The sequence below is a fragment of the Mycobacterium sp. genome (assembly GCF_032159765.1).
Classification (GTDB): domain Bacteria; phylum Actinomycetota; class Actinomycetes; order Mycobacteriales; family Mycobacteriaceae; genus Mycobacterium.
The window spans coordinates 106338-122673 of sequence record NZ_JAVHWM010000178.1; the positions used below are offsets into that span (position 1 = coordinate 106338).

Consider the following 16336-nt stretch of genomic DNA (forward strand, 5'->3'; position numbering starts at 1 on the left):
TTTATAGTCAGCGCCATCACCCTCGTAGGAGGCAAACCAATGACCACGACTGCCAGCCCCCACTCGCCGCTGCGCAACACCGACCGGCTCTATATCGATGGGCAGTGGATCAAACCCACCTCCGGCGCGACAATCGACGTGATCGACTCCGCCTCCGAAGAGCTGTACTTCCAAGTGCCCGAAGCACAGCCAGCAGACATGGACCTCGCGATCGGCGCAGCGCGCCGCGCGTTCGACCGCGGGCCGTGGCCGCGGATGACCCACGCCGAACGCGCGGTCTATCTCAACGCGCTCGCCGACGCTTTGGAGGCGCGGGCCTCTGACTACAGCCAGATGTGGCCGAGGGAATCCGGCGTCCTGTACTCGATCGCGCAGGGGTCGGAACCCGGCGCGCCCGCGACACTGCGGTTCTACGCGGGATTGGCCGACGACTACCCGTTCGAGGAGCCCTTCACCCCAAGCCCGTCGCGGGTGCCGGGCGGCACGTACGGACTGCTCGTGCGCGAGGCCGTCGGTGTGGTCGGGGCGATCATCCCGTGGAACGCGCCGCTGAACCTGATCGTCATCAAGCTCGGACCCGCCCTGCTGGCCGGCTGCACAGTGATCATCAAGGTGTCTCCGGAGGCACCCGGCGCCGGCTATCTGATCGCGGAGGTCGCGGAGCAGGTGGGCCTTCCCGACGGTGTCGTGAACGTGGTCACCGCCGACCGGGACGTTTCCGAACTGTTGGTTCGCGACCATCGGGTGGACAAGATCGCGTTCACCGGGTCGACGGCCGCGGGCAGGCGGATCGGGTCGATCTGCGGTGAGCGCATCGCGCGCTGCACCCTCGAGTTGGGCGGCAAGTCCGCCGCTGTCATCCTCGACGACGCCGACATCGGCCAGGCCGCAATGACTCTCGCGGGCGCCGAGTGCATGCTGGCCGGGCAGGTCTGCGCGTCGCTGACCCGGATCGTGGTGGCGCGCAACCGGCACGACGAATTCGCCGACGCGCTGGCCACCGCCTTCTCCGCGGTGCAGGTGGGCGATCCGTTCGACCCTGCCAGTCAGATGGGACCGCTGGCCATGGAGCGTCAGCGCGATCGCGTCGAGTACTACATCGCCAAGGGCGTCGAGCAAGGCGCCACCTTAGTGACCGGCGGCGGCAGGCCGAAACATCTCAAGCGCGGCTACTACATCGAACCGACGGTGTTCTCCGGCGTCGACAACAAGCACATCATCGCGCAGGAGGAGATCTTCGGGCCGGTGCTGTCCGTCATCCCGGCTGACAACGACGACCACGCCGTCGACATCGCCAACGACACGATCTACGGGCTGAACGCGTCCGTGTTCACCCCCGATGCCCGCCGGGCGCGCGACGTCGCGGCGAACCTGCGGTCGGGAACGGTCGGGCACAACAACATGCGGATCGACATGGGCGTGTCGTTCGGCGGGGTCAAGCAGTCCGGCATCGGCCGCGAGGGTGGACGCGAGGGACTGCTGCCCTACCTCGAAACGAAAACGCTTCTGCTCGACGCGGATCCGGCGAGCTAAGTTCCGGCAGATCCGAAAGCGCTGTCGTAACGAATCACTCCCATGGCCGACCAACAACCCCCGCCGTCAGACCACGACGGTTACGGCTTTCCAGCCAAGGCGTGGCAGGCGTTAGACGAGCATCCCCCGCCGGGCATCAAGCTGTTGCAGCGATGGCGCAGCCCGCTGCGCGGCCCCTGGTTGACGTCGGTCTTCGGCCTGGTGCTGTTGATCACCCTCCCGATCGTCATCCTGACCGGCCTGCTCTCCTACATCGCGTACGGGCCGCAGTTCGGGCAGGCGATTCCCTTGAACGTCGGCTGGCTCAAGCTCCCGACCTTCAACTGGCCGACGGAACCCGCGTGGCTCTACAGGTTGAATCAAGGCCTGCACGTCGGCCTTGGCCTGGTGCTCATTCCGCTCGTGCTGGCCAAGCTGTGGTCGGTGATACCACGGCTGTTCGCTTGGCCGCCAAGCCGATCCATCGCGCAAGTGCTCGAACGGTTGTCGTTGCTCATGCTCGTCGGCGGCATCCTGTTCGAGATCGTCACGGGCGTGCTGAACATCCAGTACGACTACATCTTCGGCTTCAGCTTCTACACCGCCCACTACTTCGGCGCGTGGGTCTTCATCGTGGGCTTCGTCGTTCACATCACGCTCAAGATCCCGCGCATGTGGACCGGCATACGGGGAATTCCGTTCCGAGAAGTGTTGCGCACCAAGGGCAAAGATACTGTCGCCGAACCCCCCGATCCGGACGGACTCGTCGCTGCCAACCCCACGGCGGCAACCGTAAGCCGCCGGGGTGCGCTTGCGCTCGTCGGAGGCGCAGCCGCCTTCATGGCGGTGATCACCGCAGGCCAGACTCTCGGCGGATGGACGCGCCAGCTGGCGCTGTTGTTGCCGCGCGGCCGCGATTATGGGGACGGCCCCAACGACTTCCAGATCAACCGCACCGCTGTCGCCGCCGCGATCACTCCCGAAATCGTCGGTGACACATGGCGTCTCACCCTTGGCGGCGGTTCTGCGCCGGTGGTGCTTGACCGTGCCGCCCTGATGGCGATGCCTCAACACACAGCGCGGCTGCCGATCGCGTGCGTCGAGGGCTGGTCCACCACCGAGACGTGGAGTGGTGTGCGGCTCCGGGATCTGGCCCGTTCAGCAGGCGTCCCGAACCCGCGATCGGCCGTCGTCCAATCGGTTGAGCGTTTCGGCGCATTCAATCGCGCGATGTTGCAAGGAAACCAGATAGCCAACGAGGACGCCCTACTCGCACTGCGGGTCAACGGCGCCGACCTGTCGCTGGACCACGGTTACCCCGCCCGCATCATCGTCCCGGCCTTGCCAGGGGTGCACAACACGAAATGGGTCGCGTCTATCGAATTCCGGGCGACCTGACATGAGGAAAGCGTTGGCCCGTTACCGCGACTTCTATGGTTCGTCGCCGCTGCATCTGTTGCTGATGATCGCCGGCTTCGCGGTGCTGGCCTACGTCATCGTGATAGTGACTCCGAAAGCGCTGTGGAATACCGATGTTTGGTGGCAGTCGATCGCAGTGTGGTTCGCGGTCGCGATCATCGGTCACGACCTGGTGTTGTTTCCGCTCTACGCGCTGGCCGATCGGCTGCTGACGCTTCCGGCCGAGCGGCGCTCGCGTCAACCACGTGTTCCTGCAATCAATTACATCCGCCTGCCGCTGATGGGCTCGGCCTTGACCCTATTGGTCTTTCTGCCGGGGATCATCAAACAGGGCGCAGTCTTTTACGTGAATGCCACGGGGCAAACCCAGGACCCGTTCCTCGGCCGGTGGCTTCTGTTGACCGCGGCCATGTTTGGCACCAGCGCGCTGGCCTACGCGATCTGCCTGATCGTCACACGGCGGCGAGCGTAGCCACCACGCGCCCGCCGATCGGATGAATCTCGGCCAACGACAGGCCAACCTGTTCGGCGAGCCGTTCCGCGCAATCGATGCCCGCAAATGCCCAGCGGAACCACGGCCCGACCCCACGATCCGACTCGAGGCGAACCCAACGGCGCCGCACACCCGTTGCGGCCGGATCGAACTCCGCCAGACAACGTCCTCCTCGTCGCAGCAACTGGGCTGCCCGGATCAGAATCCGTCTCGGGTCGCCGCCAAGTCCGACGTTGCCGTCAGCAAGAAGGACGGTGTGCCACGTGCCAGTTCCCGGCAGAGGATCGAAGACATCCCGATGCAGCACCGGCGCTCCATTGCGTCGTGCCAGCTGCACTGCGGCGGCCGACCGGTCGACGCCCAATGCCGGAATCTGCTGTCGAATCAGTTGCGCCACTAATCGCCCAGGGCCGCAACCCAAATCGATCGTCGGGCCGCGACACAAGGAGATCAGTGCACCATCGAACACCGCGTCGGCGTGCTGGCCACCCATCCAGTGGCCGACGGGCAGCGCGTGCACACCGCCGTCCTCGTGTCGCAGCCAACATCGTTCGCCGGTCAACGCTCGTTCGTACATCACACCGAACAATTCAGACTCCTTGTGTCGCGCGCGAGAACCGTGAGTCGGGCAGACTCGCATCGCGCACGGCGGCGACGTCGTCGACGGTGTCGACGTCGCGCAGTTCCTCTACCAGAGTTACGTCTATCCCCGTTTCCCTCAGCGCGCGAAGCGTTACCGCCCCGGTGTCGGGAGTTGACATCGGCACCGCGCGCAGTACGTCTGCATATGTCGGCGAATGCACCCCCAGCGCCCACCATCCGCCGTCGGTTGCCATCCCCAGCACCGCAGGCGCGGTGAGCAGCGCCTCGGCCGTACGGGTCATCAGCGCGGCCGTGATCTGCGGGGTATCCATGCCGATCTGCAGGACGGGCGCAGGGCCTACAGCGGAGGCTGCATCCGCGTGGGCATTGGCGAGCCTGTCGGCGAAATCGATTCCGCGCTGCGCAATCACGACGAAGTCGGAGAGCCGGGCGCGAATCTCGGCGCACCGGCTGGCCGCATCGAGGTCACCCATCATCGCAACGACGCGCCCCGACACGGGTGCCTCCGCGACGGCGTCGAGCGTGTCCAATAACGACGCCGCGGCGATCTCGGCGGCCGCCTCGGGACCCAGCGCCGACGCCAGCCGAGTCTTGGCCTGTCCAGGAACTGGCGCTTTGGCCACGACAAGGATGGTTACGGGCAGCACCGTCACGAGATCGCCCGCCAGAAGTCCAGCGCCGCGGCGAAACTGCCGCGGGCCGATCCGCTCACCTTGGATCTCCCGCCTGTCCGCGGACCGTATGTCACGTCGAGCTCGACCACCTTCCACCCGGCCGCGGCCGCGCGGACCAGCAATTCGACCGGATACCCAGAGCGTCGGTCCTCGACGCCCAACTTAAGGAGTTCGTCACGGCGGGCCACCCGGATCGGCGCGATGTCGTGCACGGGAAGGTTGTGCCTGGTGCGCAACCGCCAGCTCACCGCCGCCGTCCCCAGACGGGCGTGCCACGGCCAGCGCAGCCCCCGCACCGGGCGCCGTCTCCCCGTCACCATGTCGGCCCCGCGGTCCAGCTCTGCGACCATCGCGGTTAGCTCCGCTGGGTCGAGCGACCCATCGCCATCGAGCACCGCAACGATCGGCGTCGTCGTCGCGACCACGCCTGCATGCACGGCCGATCCGTAGCCCGGCCGGTGCTCGACGACCACCTCCGCGCCTCGTGCACGTGCGACGTCCGCGGTGTCGTCGGTGCTGTTGTTGTCGACGACGAGCACGTGGTAGCCCAGCGGAATCCTGGTCAACACCCCCGGCAGCGATGCCGCTTCGTTGAGACAGGGCAGCACCACTGTCACCGAGCGGTCCGGCATATGAGCCGACATTAGTCAGCTCTGCGCCTCACGGCTCAACGAGGGTTGTTGTTGAGTAATCTTTCTAGTAACGTCGCTAACTTATTGAGCTCCGGAAGGGACGGCGATGGCCAAGGCGGGATTGCGCAAGTTCAAGTTCGAGCGGCGGGTGGGCCGGACGGTGATGAATCCGCTGGTTGCGGCGCTGGATCGGCGCGGTATTCGGTCGGCACTGGTGGTCGAGTTGGAGACCACCGGCCGCAAGTCGGGCGAGCCGCGTCGGGTGCCGCTGACAGGCAGCGCGGACGCCGACGGCGTCTGGGTGATTTCGCAGCACGGTCATCGCGCAGGGTGGGCGCACAACATCGACGCCGACCCGCGGGTTCGGGTGCGGGTAGGTGAACAGTGGCGCACCGGGACCGCAGAGTTCCAGCCGGACGACGACGTGCGGGCACGGGCGCGCAGCTTCGCCGGCGGCAAGGTATCCGCGGCTGCGACCGCACTGGCGATGCGCGCGATGGAGAGCGACCCGATCTCAGTGCGGATCACCTACGCCGACTAGGGGCCGCTAACCGCGCAGCGGCGCGGTGGCGAACTCTTTGAGCCCCTTCGACGGGCTGATGCTTGCGCTGAATCCCAGCGTCTCGCGGGCACCCGCGGGGTCGGCGACGATATGCCGGACGTCGCCGTTGCGGTACTGGCCGGTGACCTCCGGCGGCGGACCGCCGGCGGCCTGCCAAAGTTCGCCCGCGACGTCACCAATCGAAATCGGCTGTCCAGAGCAGACATTCGCGGCCAGAAACTCCGGGGGCCCCACGCGGTTGACGGCCGCCACGTTGGCGGCGGCGACGTCGTCGACGTGCACGAAGTCGCGCATCTGGCCGCCGTCTTCGAAAACCTTTGGTGCATCGCCCTTTTCAAGCGCCGACCGGAAGATCGCCGCTACGCCGGAGTACGGCGTGTCTCGGGGCATCCCCGGGCCGTAAACGTTGTGGTACCGCAGCGCAACCACCGAGCCCTGCGCGGCTTCACTCCACGCGAGCGTGTAGTGCTCCTGCGCGGTCTTGCTCGCCGCGTACAGGCTGCGTGGCCGCAACGGCGCGTCCTCGCCAACCAGCCGCCACTGCAGCTCTTCACCACCGACCGGGCACCTGTGCTCGAAGATTCCGGCGTCGAGGTCCTCGCGGCGTCGCGGCACCGGATCCACGAGCCCGTGGACGGGGCAGCCGTAGCGACCCTGCCCGTAGACCACCATCGACGAGGCCAGCACCAGGCGTCGGCACCCCGCGGCATACATCTGCGCCAGCAGCACCGTCGTCGCGTAGTCGTTGTGACCGCCGTATGCCGGCGCGTCGGCCGCGTTCACGCCCGCCCCGACCATGGCGGCCTGATGGCAGACCACGTCGACACCAGCGAGCAGCGGGGCGAGTGCGTCGCCGTCGCGCACGTCGACGACGTGGCAGCCCGGCGGGGCCTCGGCGCCGGGACCGTGGGCCGCGGGCAACATCACGTCGACACCGACGACCTCGTGCCCGTCGCCCTCCAACGCGCGGGCCACTCGCGCGCCGATGAAGCCCGCCGCGCCAGTCAGCAGCACCCTCACGGCAGGTCGAACGGCAACTCGACACCCTCATGGGCGAGGCAGTGCGTGCAGGTGCGTTCGGTTGCCACCGCCGCGATCGCGTCGCGCACCACCTGCTTGAACGGGCCGAGGTTACGTTCGAACTCGGCGAACACGTCGACGGCCCGCACACCACCACCGACGTCGATGCCCGCGTCCAAGTCGGTCACGAGAGCAATTGCGGCATAACACATTTCGAGTTCGCGGGCCAGCACCGCCTCCGGATAGCCAGTCATGTTGACCAGGGTGAACCCCTGACCGGCGAACCATCGGCTCTCGGCACGAGTGGAGAAGCGCGGCCCCTGGATCACCACCATCGTGCCGCCGTCGACGACGCCTGGTGCCAGTGCCGCCGACCGCAACGTCGGGCAGTACGGATCGGCGAATCCGACGTGGATGCCACCGGCATCGAAGTAGGTGTCCTGGCGGCCCGAGGTGCGATCGACCAGCTGGTCGGGCACCACCGTGGCACCCGGGCCGAGGTCGGCGGTCAGACTACCGACCGCGCACGGCCCGAAGATCCGGCGGACACCCAGGCCGCGCAACGCCCACATGTTCGCGCGGTACGGCACCACGTGCGGCGAGAACTCGTGACGGACGCCGTGACGGGGCACGAACGCGACCTCGTGCTCGCCGACGGGGCCGATCGTGATTGGAGCGCTCGGCGCTCCATACGGCGTCTCCACCTCTACGCTGCGGGCGCCATCGTCGAAGAAGGTGTAAAAGCCGCTGCCGCCGATGACCCCGAGCAATGCATGCCCCCTCGCGTCCGCTGGATAACTCGCCCATTGTGGGGCATGCAACGATTTGAGTCGTGGCCAGTGTGGCGCAGTGGATCGAAGGCGCCAGGCCGCGCACGTTGCCGAACGCCATAGCCCCGGTGATCGCCGGCACCGGAGCGGCGGCGTGGCTGCATTCGGCGGTGTGGTGGAAGACGCTGCTCGCGTTGGTGGTGGCGGTCGCGATGGTCGTCGGAGTCAACTTCGCCAACGATTACTCCGACGGCATACGCGGCACCGACGACGAGCGGGCAGGCCCGGTCCGACTCGTCGGGTCGCGGCTTGCCGCACCGCGGTCGGTGCTCGCCGCGGCTGTCGCGAGCCTGACGGTCGCGGCGGTTGCCGGTGTGGTGCTCGCGCTCGTCAGTCAACCCTGGCTGATTGCCGTCGGCGGGCTGTGCATCGTCGGGGCGTGGCTGTACACGGGCGGGCCCCGGCCGTACGGCTATCACGGGCTCGGCGAGGTCGCGGTGTTCGTGTTCTTCGGGCTCGTCGCAGTGCTCGGCACGCAGTATGTGCAGGCGCTTCGCATCGACTGGGTGGGGGCCGTACTCGCGGTGGCGACGGGCTCGCTGTCGTCGGCGGTACTGGTGGCCAACAATCTGCGCGACATCCCCACAGACACCACCAGCGGCAAGGTGACGCTGGCCGTCCGGCTCGGCGACGCACGGACGCGGCGGCTCTACCTGGCGATGCTCGGGATCGCAGGGCTCGCGACGCTGGGCTTGGTCACGGCAACACCGTGGTGTGCAATCGGTTTCGTGGCGCTTCCGCTCGCAGTGCGGGCGGCCATGCCGGTGCGGCGCGGCCGCGTGGGACCTGAGTTGATCCCCGTGCTGCGCGACACCGGGCTCACAATGCTGGTGTGGTCGGTGGCCGTCGCGCTGGCCCTGGGACTCGGCAATTAGGAGGCCATTGTGATTACCCCTGACGACGCGATCGAGGCGATCCGCGAGACCGGCGGCGCGCAGCCGGGATTTCGCGCGTTGCACGCCAAGGGCACGCTGTACCGCGGCGAGTTCACCGCGACCCCCGAGGCACGAACGCTCTCCAGAGCCGCGCACCTGGACGGCTCGCCCGTGCCGATACTGATCAGGTTCTCGAACGGATCGGGACGGCCAAAACAGCGCGACGGGGCACCAGGCATCCGCGGCATGACGGTCAAGTTCACTTTGCCGAACGGGTCGACGACAGACGTGTCGACGCAGACGGCCAAGTTGTTCCCTGTTAGTACGCCCGACGGCTTCGTCGATCTGATGCGAGCGATGCAGCCGAGCTTCGCGACGCCGATCCGTGTCACCAAATTGCTTGTGACACAACCCAAGTTGCCGATCGCCCTCGTCAGGGGCGGTTTGCCCAAGGTACCCGCCAGTTACGCCACGGAGAGATATTACGGCCTGCACGCATTCCGCTGGCTCGACGCTGCCGGAGGGTCCAAGTTTGTTCGCTACCACATGATTCCGGCGGCCGGCGAACACTACCTTCATCTGCGTGCCGCGAGGTCGAAAGTTCCCGACTTCCTCACCGACGAACTCTCAAGCCGCCTGGCCGATGGTCCGGTGCGGTTCTACTACCGCGTGCAGCTTGCCGGGCCGAACGACTCGACCGTGGACCCGTCGGCGCCATGGAACAGCAAGACCATGGTCACCGTAGGAACGCTCGACATCACCGCGATCGACACCGAGCGCGAAAAAGGCGGCGACATAGTCGTATTCGACCCCATGCGGGTCACCGACGGCATCGAGCCGTCGGACGACCCGGTTCTACGGTTCCGAACGAATGCCTACTCGGCGTCAGTCAAGCTGCGAACCGGCGTGGACCGTGGGGCCGAGGCGCCGCCGTCGCCCTAATCCGGCGGGGTCTCACCGCGCAGTCGCGCCTGCAGCCGCTCGCGGTCACGGCGGCGGCGTTCGTCAACGGCGGCGATACTCGCAGTGGCGCGTTGGCGCAGAGAACCGAAGATCCACATACCCAGGGGAAACGCGATCACGATCGCGAATGCCACCGCGAGATAGATCGGGAAATCGTGGACGCCGGCGAGGCGGAAGACGCCGTAGATCAGCGCGGCGAGACCGACGGCGAGCAGCAGCCGCGCGACGGCGTACGCCCCGACATCGCGCAGCATGCTTGGCCGCGAGGCCCTTTCCGGTGGCTCGTCGTCATCTGCTTTTCGCGCAAGCGGCTCATCGCTGCCCACGGCCCGAGCCTAACGCGCGCGTATATTTGATTTAAGGAGGTGTTCGCGCCGGTGACATACCTGTTCGTCGTTCTGTTGATTCTTGCCGCGCTGGTCTATGTCGTCTGGCGGCTGCGCAACGTTGCTCGCAACGCCCGGCCCAAGAGCCGGGTCATCGGGCCCGACGACGATCCGGAGTTCCTCTGGCGCCTCGGTCGCGGCGACGACCAAACAAAGAACTAAAGCGTGTCGAACAACTCGACTGAGTGTTCGACACCGCCCTGCTCGGGCGTTCGTCGGTTCAGGCCGCAGGTGCGGTGAGAACGTCGGTTCCCGCGTCATCCGGGCTGGTTTCACCAACACAAGGGTGTTGGCCAGCGCCGTCCCGTCGGCGGACATTGGTGGCCCGGCCTCCTGCTTGGGGGTCCGGGGGTCGATGGGAGTCGTGGTGGGTGTGGCCCCAGCGGGCCAGATTCACCGCGGCGTTGGTATCTCTGTCGGCGCGATGCCCGCAACCACAGGTGAACACCCGGTCGGCCAGCGTCAGCGCGCCGTTGACAGCTCCGCATTGGGGGCACAGCCGGGTCGAGGGGTACCAACGGTCGGCTTCGACCAGCCGCCCACCGCGCCAGGCCTGCTTGTAAGTGAGCAGTCGGGCGAACTCCGACCAGCCGGCATCCGAGATAGCCTGAGCTAGGTGGTGATTGGCCAGCATTCCCGCCACGTTGAGGTTTTCGATGACGAGCCGGTCGTGGGTCTTGACCAACTCGTTGGATACCTGGTGCAGGAAATGGAGGCGCACATTGGCGACACGGTGATGATGGCGGCCCAGCCGGGCAGCGGCATCCTTACGGTGGTGTGATCCTTTCTTCTTGCGGGACAACGACTTCGACAACCGTCGCTGCCGTTTGAGTCCGGTGGCGAGCGCTTTGGGCGCCTCGCTGATGCGGGCAACCTCGGTACCGTTGGCGGTGGCGGCCACCAGGAACGCCGACAGCCCCCGGTCCACACCCACCCAGCCGTCGTCATCATTCGGGCGGTGCTGATGGTTGGCGTGTAGCTCGGCGGCCTGGACGTTCAGCGCGATCCACCACCGGCCACCGTGGTGGCTGATGGTGGCGAACAGGATTTTCGCGCGGTTCTTGGTGAGCATGCGCCGCAGCCGGCGGGTGTCGTCATGCACCCCGATCACCCCGATGCCAGGCAGCGTGACCGACCGGGCCCTGTTGTCGCCGACGCGGATGGCTGCGGGCTTGCCTTTGGGGTGCTTGTTGCGCAGTCGAAACGACGGAATAGCCTGGGTCTTCTTCTTGAACCGGGGGAACCCGACGCGGCGGCCTGTGCGCTTGCCCGAGCGGGAATCCGACCACGATTTCAGGCCCTTGCCAAGGTTGACAGCGGCTTCCTCGAATACCTGCTGACACACCTCGCGCCGCCACGACAAGCCGGTCACCATGATGTCGGCCACGCCATCGGCATCGACAGTGAAGACCCGGCCAGCGGCCTCGGTCATCTTCCACGCGTTGAACGCATTGATCAGATTAAACCCCGTCCACGCCACCTCGACGCCCGGATCGATCTTGCGGTGGGTGAGCGCGGTTTTCACTATCCGCAGGCACTGATTGAACGCGAACCGCGACGCCCCGGCATGCCGGGACAGCACCTCGCCCTGCTCGACCGTGGGGTCCAGACAGTAGCGGAATGTGGTGTGCCGGCTCATCACCCATCAGCGTCGCACAACCCGCCGACAGAAGTCCTGGCCAGCGGCGAGGTGTCGGACCCTTTGATCACCATCGACAGTCATGTGACCCGAAATTCGGTCATCGGCGCCGGTACCGCTCCGATCTGTCCGACACCGCCTGGGCGCGTATCGCCCGCTTCCTTGTCCCCAAGCACCGCGGGGGCGGGCGACCTTGCCCACCACACCGCTGGCGCGAATACCTCGACGCCATGCTGTACGTGCTGCGCACCGGATGTGCGTGGCGACACCTGCCGCACGACTTCACCGTGTCCTGGTCGGCCGCGCACAAACATTTCCTGCGCTGGTGCCGCACCGGCACCTGGGCTCCAATCCTTACCACGGTCCGCGGCGAGGTCCGCACCCGCTCGGGTCGACGTAGCCGACCCACCGCGGCCGTCGTCGATTCCTCCAGTGTCAAGGCGTCCCCGGTGACCGGGCCGCGCGGCTTCGACGGCGCCAAGAAGGTCGACGGCGTCAAACGGCACGTGCTAGTCGATTCTGCCGGCGTCCTGGTCGCCGCCGTCGTCACCGCGGCCGACGTGCAGGACCGGGCCGCAATCCCCACGCTGCTGCGCAAGGCCAAACGCATCGCACCAACCATCAGCCACGTGTGGGTGGACAAGGGCTACACCGGCCAGGCCGTCACCATCGCCGCCGCGCAGGCCGGTGTCACGGTGGATGTGGTATCCGGGCCGAAACCGGGCTGCGGCTTCATAGTTCAACCCCGCCGCTGGGTGGTCGAACGCACCAACGGCTGGATCAACCACTGCCGCCGCATCGACCGGCACTACGAAGTAACCCTCGCCGCGCACGAAGGCTCCGTCTACCTCAGCCAAATCGCCCTACTACTCAGAAGACTCGACCGCAGCCACTTGTTCGACACGCTTTAGATAAACGCATTGCGCCGGTCCGCGCCCGGAAAGCCGTCGGCCACCACCGCAGCCAGCTCGATCAGAGCATCCCGGGTTTCGCGCTTCATTCGATCGAGGCTGATCTCGGCCCCCTCTTCGAGGTGAGGGTCGAACGGCACAAGGCGAACCCCGCGGCAGCGCCGGCTGAAGTGGTCGACGACCTTGTTCATGTCGACTTTGCCTGAGCGCGGCCGCACCGCGTTGATCACCGCGATCGCATTGCGCACCAACTCCTGGTGGCCATGGGCGTCCAGCCAGTCCAGCGTCGCCGACGCACTGCGCGCGCCATCGACCGATCCCGAACTGATGACGATCAGCACGTCCGCCTTGGAGAGCACGGCCGCCATTGCCGAATGCATCAGTCCCGTGCCGCAGTCGGTCAGCACGAGGCTGTAGAAGCGTTCGAGGATATCGAGCGTTTTGCTGTAATCCTCAGAGCTGAAAGCCTCAGACACCGCCGGGTCGCTTTCCGACGCCAGCACCTCGAGCCGGCTCGGTCCCTGCGACGTGTAGCTGCGCACGTCGCTGTAGCGGTCGATGCCCTCCGCGTCGCGCAGTAGGTGGCGCACCGTGGCCGCGGTCTCCATCGGCACCTTCTGGCTCAGCGTCCCGCGATCCGGGTTGGCGTCGACGGCGACCACCCTGTCACCGCGGACGGATGCGAACGTCGCACCCAGCGTCGCCGTGATCGTCGTCTTGCCCACGCCGCCCTTCAGCGACAGCAGAGCGATCCGGTAGCAGCCCTGCAACGGCTGGTTGACCTGGCCGAGGAGGTTGTTGTGGTGGGTGACGCGCGGGCTCTCCCCGAGGTTGATGAGCTTGAAAGACGCGAGATAGAGCCATTTGCGCCAGCCCTCCGAAGGGGGAGGCTGCACCTGACGCAGCAGCGCCGAGGTCGACAGATCCCGCGACGACGGCGGCACCGCGGGTGGCGGCCCCGCAGCCGGTTGCGGCTCCGCGGCCTGTTGCGCTTCCGCGGCCGGTTGCGGAAAACCCAGAGGCGGCGTATTCGCGGTCCAATCCGGCGGTGGCGCTATGTGCCTGCCGTTTGCTGGGGCCGGGGCCGCCGGCGGTGGTGGTGGCGCTTGCGCTTCCGGTGCGTCGTTGAATCGCTGCTGCGCTCGAAATCCGCCGGTATCGAACCCGTCAGGCACCCGTTGTCCCCCTGGACTATTGACTCTTCGCGTGCGTGCTCATCGCGTTGTATCGGTTACCCGATCGACACTAGTCGCTACCCAACTCCGGCGTACGAGTGCAGTCCCACTGTCACGAGGTTGATGAAGAACAGATTGAAAACCATCGCGACGAAACCAACGACGTTGATCCACGCCGCTTTTTTGTCACGCCACCCCGCGGTCGACCGCGCGTGCAGGTAAGACGCGTAGATCACCCACGCGATGAAGGAGACGGTCTCCTTCGGGTCCCATCCCCAGTAACGGCCCCATGCCTCCTCGGCCCAGATCGCGCCGAAGATCACCCCGAACCCGAACACAGGGAACGCGAATATCGTTGTGCGATAAGCAATCCGGTCGAGTGTCTGTGCGTCGGGCAGCCGTTGCACGATGCGTGCGAGGGACCCTTGCGCGGCCGGGTCGCCGAATCGGGACATCTTGACCAGGAACAAGATGCTTGCAACGCCCGCGACCAGGAACACGCCTGAGCCCAGGCTGACCACCGAAACATGGATCGGCAGCCAATAGGACTGCAGTGCCGGCATCACGGGCGCCGCATTGGTATAGAGCCAGCGTCCCGATACCGTCAGCAGGATCAACACCGGCAGTAGCACGAACACCCACAGCCGTCGCAGTTGTGAGCGCCGCAACACCACGGCGGCCGCGACCAACCCGGACAGACACGTCAGGTTGATGAACTCGTACATGTTGCCCCAGGGCGCGCGCATCGTCGCGACACCGCGCAACACGATGCATGCCAGCAGCAGACCGATTCCCACATAGACCAGGCCGAGACCCGCCCGGCCCAGTCGCTCGTCAAGCGAGCGCGGCGGAGTCTCGACGACGATCCCGGGCGTGGCGCTGTCGGCGGCCACCCCGGCACCAACCAACTCGCGCTCGGCGACCTTGCGGCTGCGGGTGTAGGCCAGCTCGACTGCGAGCAGGAGCAGCGCAAGGACGAGCACGACAATCGACGACGTGAACGCCCAGTCCGAGAGCCGCGCCAGCCCGATGTCGACGTGCTCGGTATTCACGCGCGATCCGCCTTCACTAGACCTTCTCCTTTGTCTGCTCGGCGGCCGTGCCGATGTCGGCCAGCAACCGCTGCGTCAGCCGCTCGAACTCGTCACCCCACCCCGAGTTGTCGGTCCGGGCAAGGCCGCCTAGCTCGACGTTTACCGTACCGGCGCCGTCGGCTGCCGTCAGCCGGACCCATATCCGGCGCCGCCGGATCACCAGGGACACCAACAACCCGGCCATCATCGTCATCGCGAACACCAGCACCCAGATCTGGCCCGGGTCGTGGGAAACCTGGACGTTGACGAACGGCACGGCGCCGTCGAACCGCACGATCGTGCCGTCGTCGAGCCGGACCGTCTCACCCGCGCGCAGGTTCACCCGGGCCAGCTTGGTGAGCCGGCCCTGCTCGATCAGCCGCCGGTCGAGGCTGAACAGCGATTGCGGGCGCCCGGTGTCCAGGCCCGTGTCGCCGCGGTAGATGTCGATGGCGACCGCGGGGTTGTTCAGAGCGGGAAAGCTCGAGGAGAGCAGCTTTCCGTCGAGTTGTTCGGTCGGTGCGAACAGTCCTTCGATTGCGATCTGGTTCTTGCGGCGTTCGACGGCGTTGGGATAGGTGCCCCCGGGAGGGTCGATCCGCACGACGCCCGACGACAGAAGCGTGCGCGGATCCTCGGGACGCCATTGCACGGTGGCCGTGCGCGTCTGCCCGCCGGGGAACGTCACGGTGAACGTCGGTGCGTAGCCGTGGCCCTGAAGGTAGACGCGGTCGCCACCCACGCGAAGTGGATGGTTGACCTCGAGCCGGTAGGGCCGCCAACTGCCGGCGGCGAGGTCGTCGCCGGCCTGGTAGTCGATGTTCGCTGCGAAAGAGGTGGCCTGGCCGGACGGTAGGTAGCGCGCGTCGAAGTCGTTGACACGCAGGCAGATCGGATTCAGCGACGTGCCGTCGACGGTGTTGCCGGCGCGGAACGAGTCGAACGCGGCAGGCGACGCCGAGCAGAAGCCAGGTCCCCCATCGGCGATGACGATCACGTTGCCCTCGTAGCCGAACAGCTTTCCGACGGCCACCGCCACCAGCAATCCCAGCAGCGAGAAGTGGAACACGAGGTTGCCGAACTCGCGCAAATAGCCCTTCTCGGCAGAGACTTCGATGACACCGTCGTCTTCACGGGTGACCCGGCGCCACCCTGTCAGCCGCCCGGAGATGGTTTCGGCGAGTGCCGCCGGTTCGCCGCTGACCTCCCGCTCTGTGTGCTTGGGAAGGCGCGACAACTTCCGGGGCGCGGCAACGGGTTTCGCACGCAGGCTGCGGATGTGGTCGATCATCCGCGGTAGGAGGCAACCGACCAGCGATATGAACAGCAACGCGTAGATTGCGGTGAACCAGAAGCTGGAGAACACATCGAACATCTGCAGGCGGTCCAGCCACGGTCCCGTCCGCGGGTGTTCGATCAGGTACTCGGTGACCTTCGCCTCGTTGAGGCTGCGTTGCGGCAGCAGCGCGCCTGGGATCGCACCGAGCGCCAACAGGAACAGCAGTGCCAGCGCCGTGCCCATCGACGTCAGGGCACGCCAGGTGTTGCGAGTCCAGGCGAGCATTCGCG

The 16336-nt window shown here is 66.7% G+C and carries 18 protein-coding genes; 8 read left to right on the forward strand and 10 right to left on the reverse strand.

Annotated features, from left to right (window positions below):
* Window positions 1-39: 39 nt before the first annotated feature.
* The 3 genes from QOH60_RS22360 to QOH60_RS22370 are packed head-to-tail and all read left to right on the forward strand — an operon-like array spanning window position 40 to window position 3403.
* Entirely contained in the window at window positions 40-1533 is a 1494-nt protein-coding gene (locus QOH60_RS22360; protein WP_526424050.1) for an aldehyde dehydrogenase, read from the forward strand.
* A gap of 42 nt (window positions 1534-1575) precedes the next feature.
* On the forward strand, window positions 1576-2910 hold the full coding sequence (locus QOH60_RS22365; RefSeq protein ID WP_526424051.1) for a molybdopterin-dependent oxidoreductase: 1335 nt from the start codon (window positions 1576-1578) through the stop codon (window positions 2908-2910).
* Window position 2911: 1 nt separating this feature from the next.
* Window positions 2912-3403 carry a hypothetical protein gene (locus tag QOH60_RS22370; RefSeq protein WP_526424052.1) on the forward strand — a complete coding sequence of 164 codons (492 nt, stop codon included), beginning with the start codon at window positions 2912-2914 and terminating at the stop codon, window positions 3401-3403.
* On the opposite strand, the gene QOH60_RS22375 is transcribed toward QOH60_RS22370, so the two are convergent.
* From QOH60_RS22375 to QOH60_RS22385, 3 genes are read right to left on the reverse strand one after another with little or no spacing between them, the layout of a single operon-like run.
* The gene (locus QOH60_RS22375) at window positions 3384-4001 is read right to left on the reverse strand and encodes a methyltransferase domain-containing protein (protein WP_526424157.1); all 618 of its coding nucleotides are present in this window, start codon (window positions 3999-4001) and stop codon (window positions 3384-3386) included. The genes QOH60_RS22370 and QOH60_RS22375 overlap by 20 nt on opposite strands.
* A gap of 13 nt (window positions 4002-4014) precedes the next feature.
* A complete protein-coding gene (locus tag QOH60_RS22380) occupies window positions 4015-4680 on the reverse strand; it encodes a TIGR04282 family arsenosugar biosynthesis glycosyltransferase (protein WP_526424053.1) in 666 nt (221 codons plus the stop codon).
* On the reverse strand, window positions 4677-5333 hold the full coding sequence (locus QOH60_RS22385; RefSeq protein ID WP_526424054.1) for a glycosyltransferase family 2 protein: 657 nt from the start codon (window positions 5331-5333) through the stop codon (window positions 4677-4679). Before QOH60_RS22385 ends, QOH60_RS22380 begins: the two co-directional genes overlap by 4 nt.
* Before the next feature lie 106 nt (window positions 5334-5439).
* Here QOH60_RS22385 and QOH60_RS22390 point away from each other — a divergent pair, with 106 nt between their 5' ends.
* Complete coding sequence (locus QOH60_RS22390) at window positions 5440-5874, forward strand: nitroreductase/quinone reductase family protein (protein ID WP_526424055.1); 435 nt, start codon at window positions 5440-5442, stop codon at window positions 5872-5874.
* Window positions 5875-5880: 6 nt separating this feature from the next.
* Here QOH60_RS22390 and QOH60_RS22395 read toward each other — a convergent pair whose 3' ends face one another.
* Both QOH60_RS22395 and QOH60_RS22400 read right to left on the reverse strand, forming a co-directional pair.
* The gene (locus QOH60_RS22395; protein ID WP_526424056.1) at window positions 5881-6915 is read right to left on the reverse strand and encodes an NAD-dependent epimerase/dehydratase family protein; all 1035 of its coding nucleotides are present in this window, start codon (window positions 6913-6915) and stop codon (window positions 5881-5883) included.
* On the reverse strand, window positions 6912-7685 hold the full coding sequence (locus tag QOH60_RS22400; RefSeq protein ID WP_526424057.1) for an S-methyl-5'-thioadenosine phosphorylase: 774 nt from the start codon (window positions 7683-7685) through the stop codon (window positions 6912-6914). Before QOH60_RS22400 ends, QOH60_RS22395 begins: the two co-directional genes overlap by 4 nt.
* A gap of 62 nt (window positions 7686-7747) precedes the next feature.
* Between QOH60_RS22400 and QOH60_RS22405 the strand changes: the two genes are divergently transcribed.
* Together QOH60_RS22405 and QOH60_RS22410 are read left to right on the forward strand one after the other, a co-directional pair.
* The gene (locus tag QOH60_RS22405; RefSeq protein ID WP_526424058.1) at window positions 7748-8620 is read left to right on the forward strand and encodes a 1,4-dihydroxy-2-naphthoate polyprenyltransferase; all 873 of its coding nucleotides are present in this window, start codon (window positions 7748-7750) and stop codon (window positions 8618-8620) included.
* Between the two features lie 9 nt (window positions 8621-8629).
* Window positions 8630-9562, forward strand: coding sequence for a catalase family peroxidase (locus QOH60_RS22410; RefSeq protein WP_526424059.1), 933 nt, complete (start codon window positions 8630-8632; stop codon window positions 9560-9562).
* Here QOH60_RS22410 and QOH60_RS22415 read toward each other — a convergent pair.
* Complete coding sequence (locus QOH60_RS22415) at window positions 9559-9837, reverse strand: DUF4229 domain-containing protein (protein WP_526424158.1); 279 nt, start codon at window positions 9835-9837, stop codon at window positions 9559-9561. The genes QOH60_RS22410 and QOH60_RS22415 overlap by 4 nt on opposite strands.
* 123 nt (window positions 9838-9960) lie before the next feature.
* Between QOH60_RS22415 and QOH60_RS22420 the strand changes: the two genes are divergently transcribed.
* Window positions 9961-10131 carry a hypothetical protein gene (locus tag QOH60_RS22420; RefSeq protein WP_526424060.1) on the forward strand — a complete coding sequence of 57 codons (171 nt, stop codon included), beginning with the start codon at window positions 9961-9963 and terminating at the stop codon, window positions 10129-10131.
* Between the two features lie 58 nt (window positions 10132-10189).
* On the opposite strand, the gene QOH60_RS22425 is transcribed toward QOH60_RS22420, so the two are convergent.
* Complete coding sequence (locus QOH60_RS22425) at window positions 10190-11608, reverse strand: RNA-guided endonuclease TnpB family protein (RefSeq protein ID WP_526424061.1); 1419 nt, start codon at window positions 11606-11608, stop codon at window positions 10190-10192.
* Between QOH60_RS22425 and QOH60_RS22430 the strand changes: the two genes are divergently transcribed.
* On the forward strand, window positions 11590-12519 hold the full coding sequence (locus QOH60_RS22430; RefSeq protein ID WP_526424062.1) for an IS5 family transposase: 930 nt from the start codon (window positions 11590-11592) through the stop codon (window positions 12517-12519). The genes QOH60_RS22425 and QOH60_RS22430 overlap by 19 nt on opposite strands.
* On the opposite strand, the gene QOH60_RS22435 is transcribed toward QOH60_RS22430, so the two are convergent.
* From QOH60_RS22435 to resB, 3 genes are all read right to left on the reverse strand, one after another.
* A complete protein-coding gene (locus QOH60_RS22435; RefSeq protein WP_526424063.1) occupies window positions 12516-13694 on the reverse strand; it encodes a MinD/ParA family ATP-binding protein in 1179 nt (392 codons plus the stop codon). The genes QOH60_RS22430 and QOH60_RS22435 overlap by 4 nt on opposite strands.
* 77 nt (window positions 13695-13771) lie before the next feature.
* On the reverse strand, window positions 13772-14746 hold the full coding sequence (gene ccsB / locus QOH60_RS22440; protein ID WP_526424064.1) for a c-type cytochrome biogenesis protein CcsB: 975 nt from the start codon (window positions 14744-14746) through the stop codon (window positions 13772-13774).
* Between the two features lie 16 nt (window positions 14747-14762).
* The gene (gene resB / locus QOH60_RS22445) at window positions 14763-16331 is read right to left on the reverse strand and encodes a cytochrome c biogenesis protein ResB (RefSeq protein WP_526424159.1); all 1569 of its coding nucleotides are present in this window, start codon (window positions 16329-16331) and stop codon (window positions 14763-14765) included.
* Between the last annotated feature and the right edge of the window lie 5 nt (window positions 16332-16336).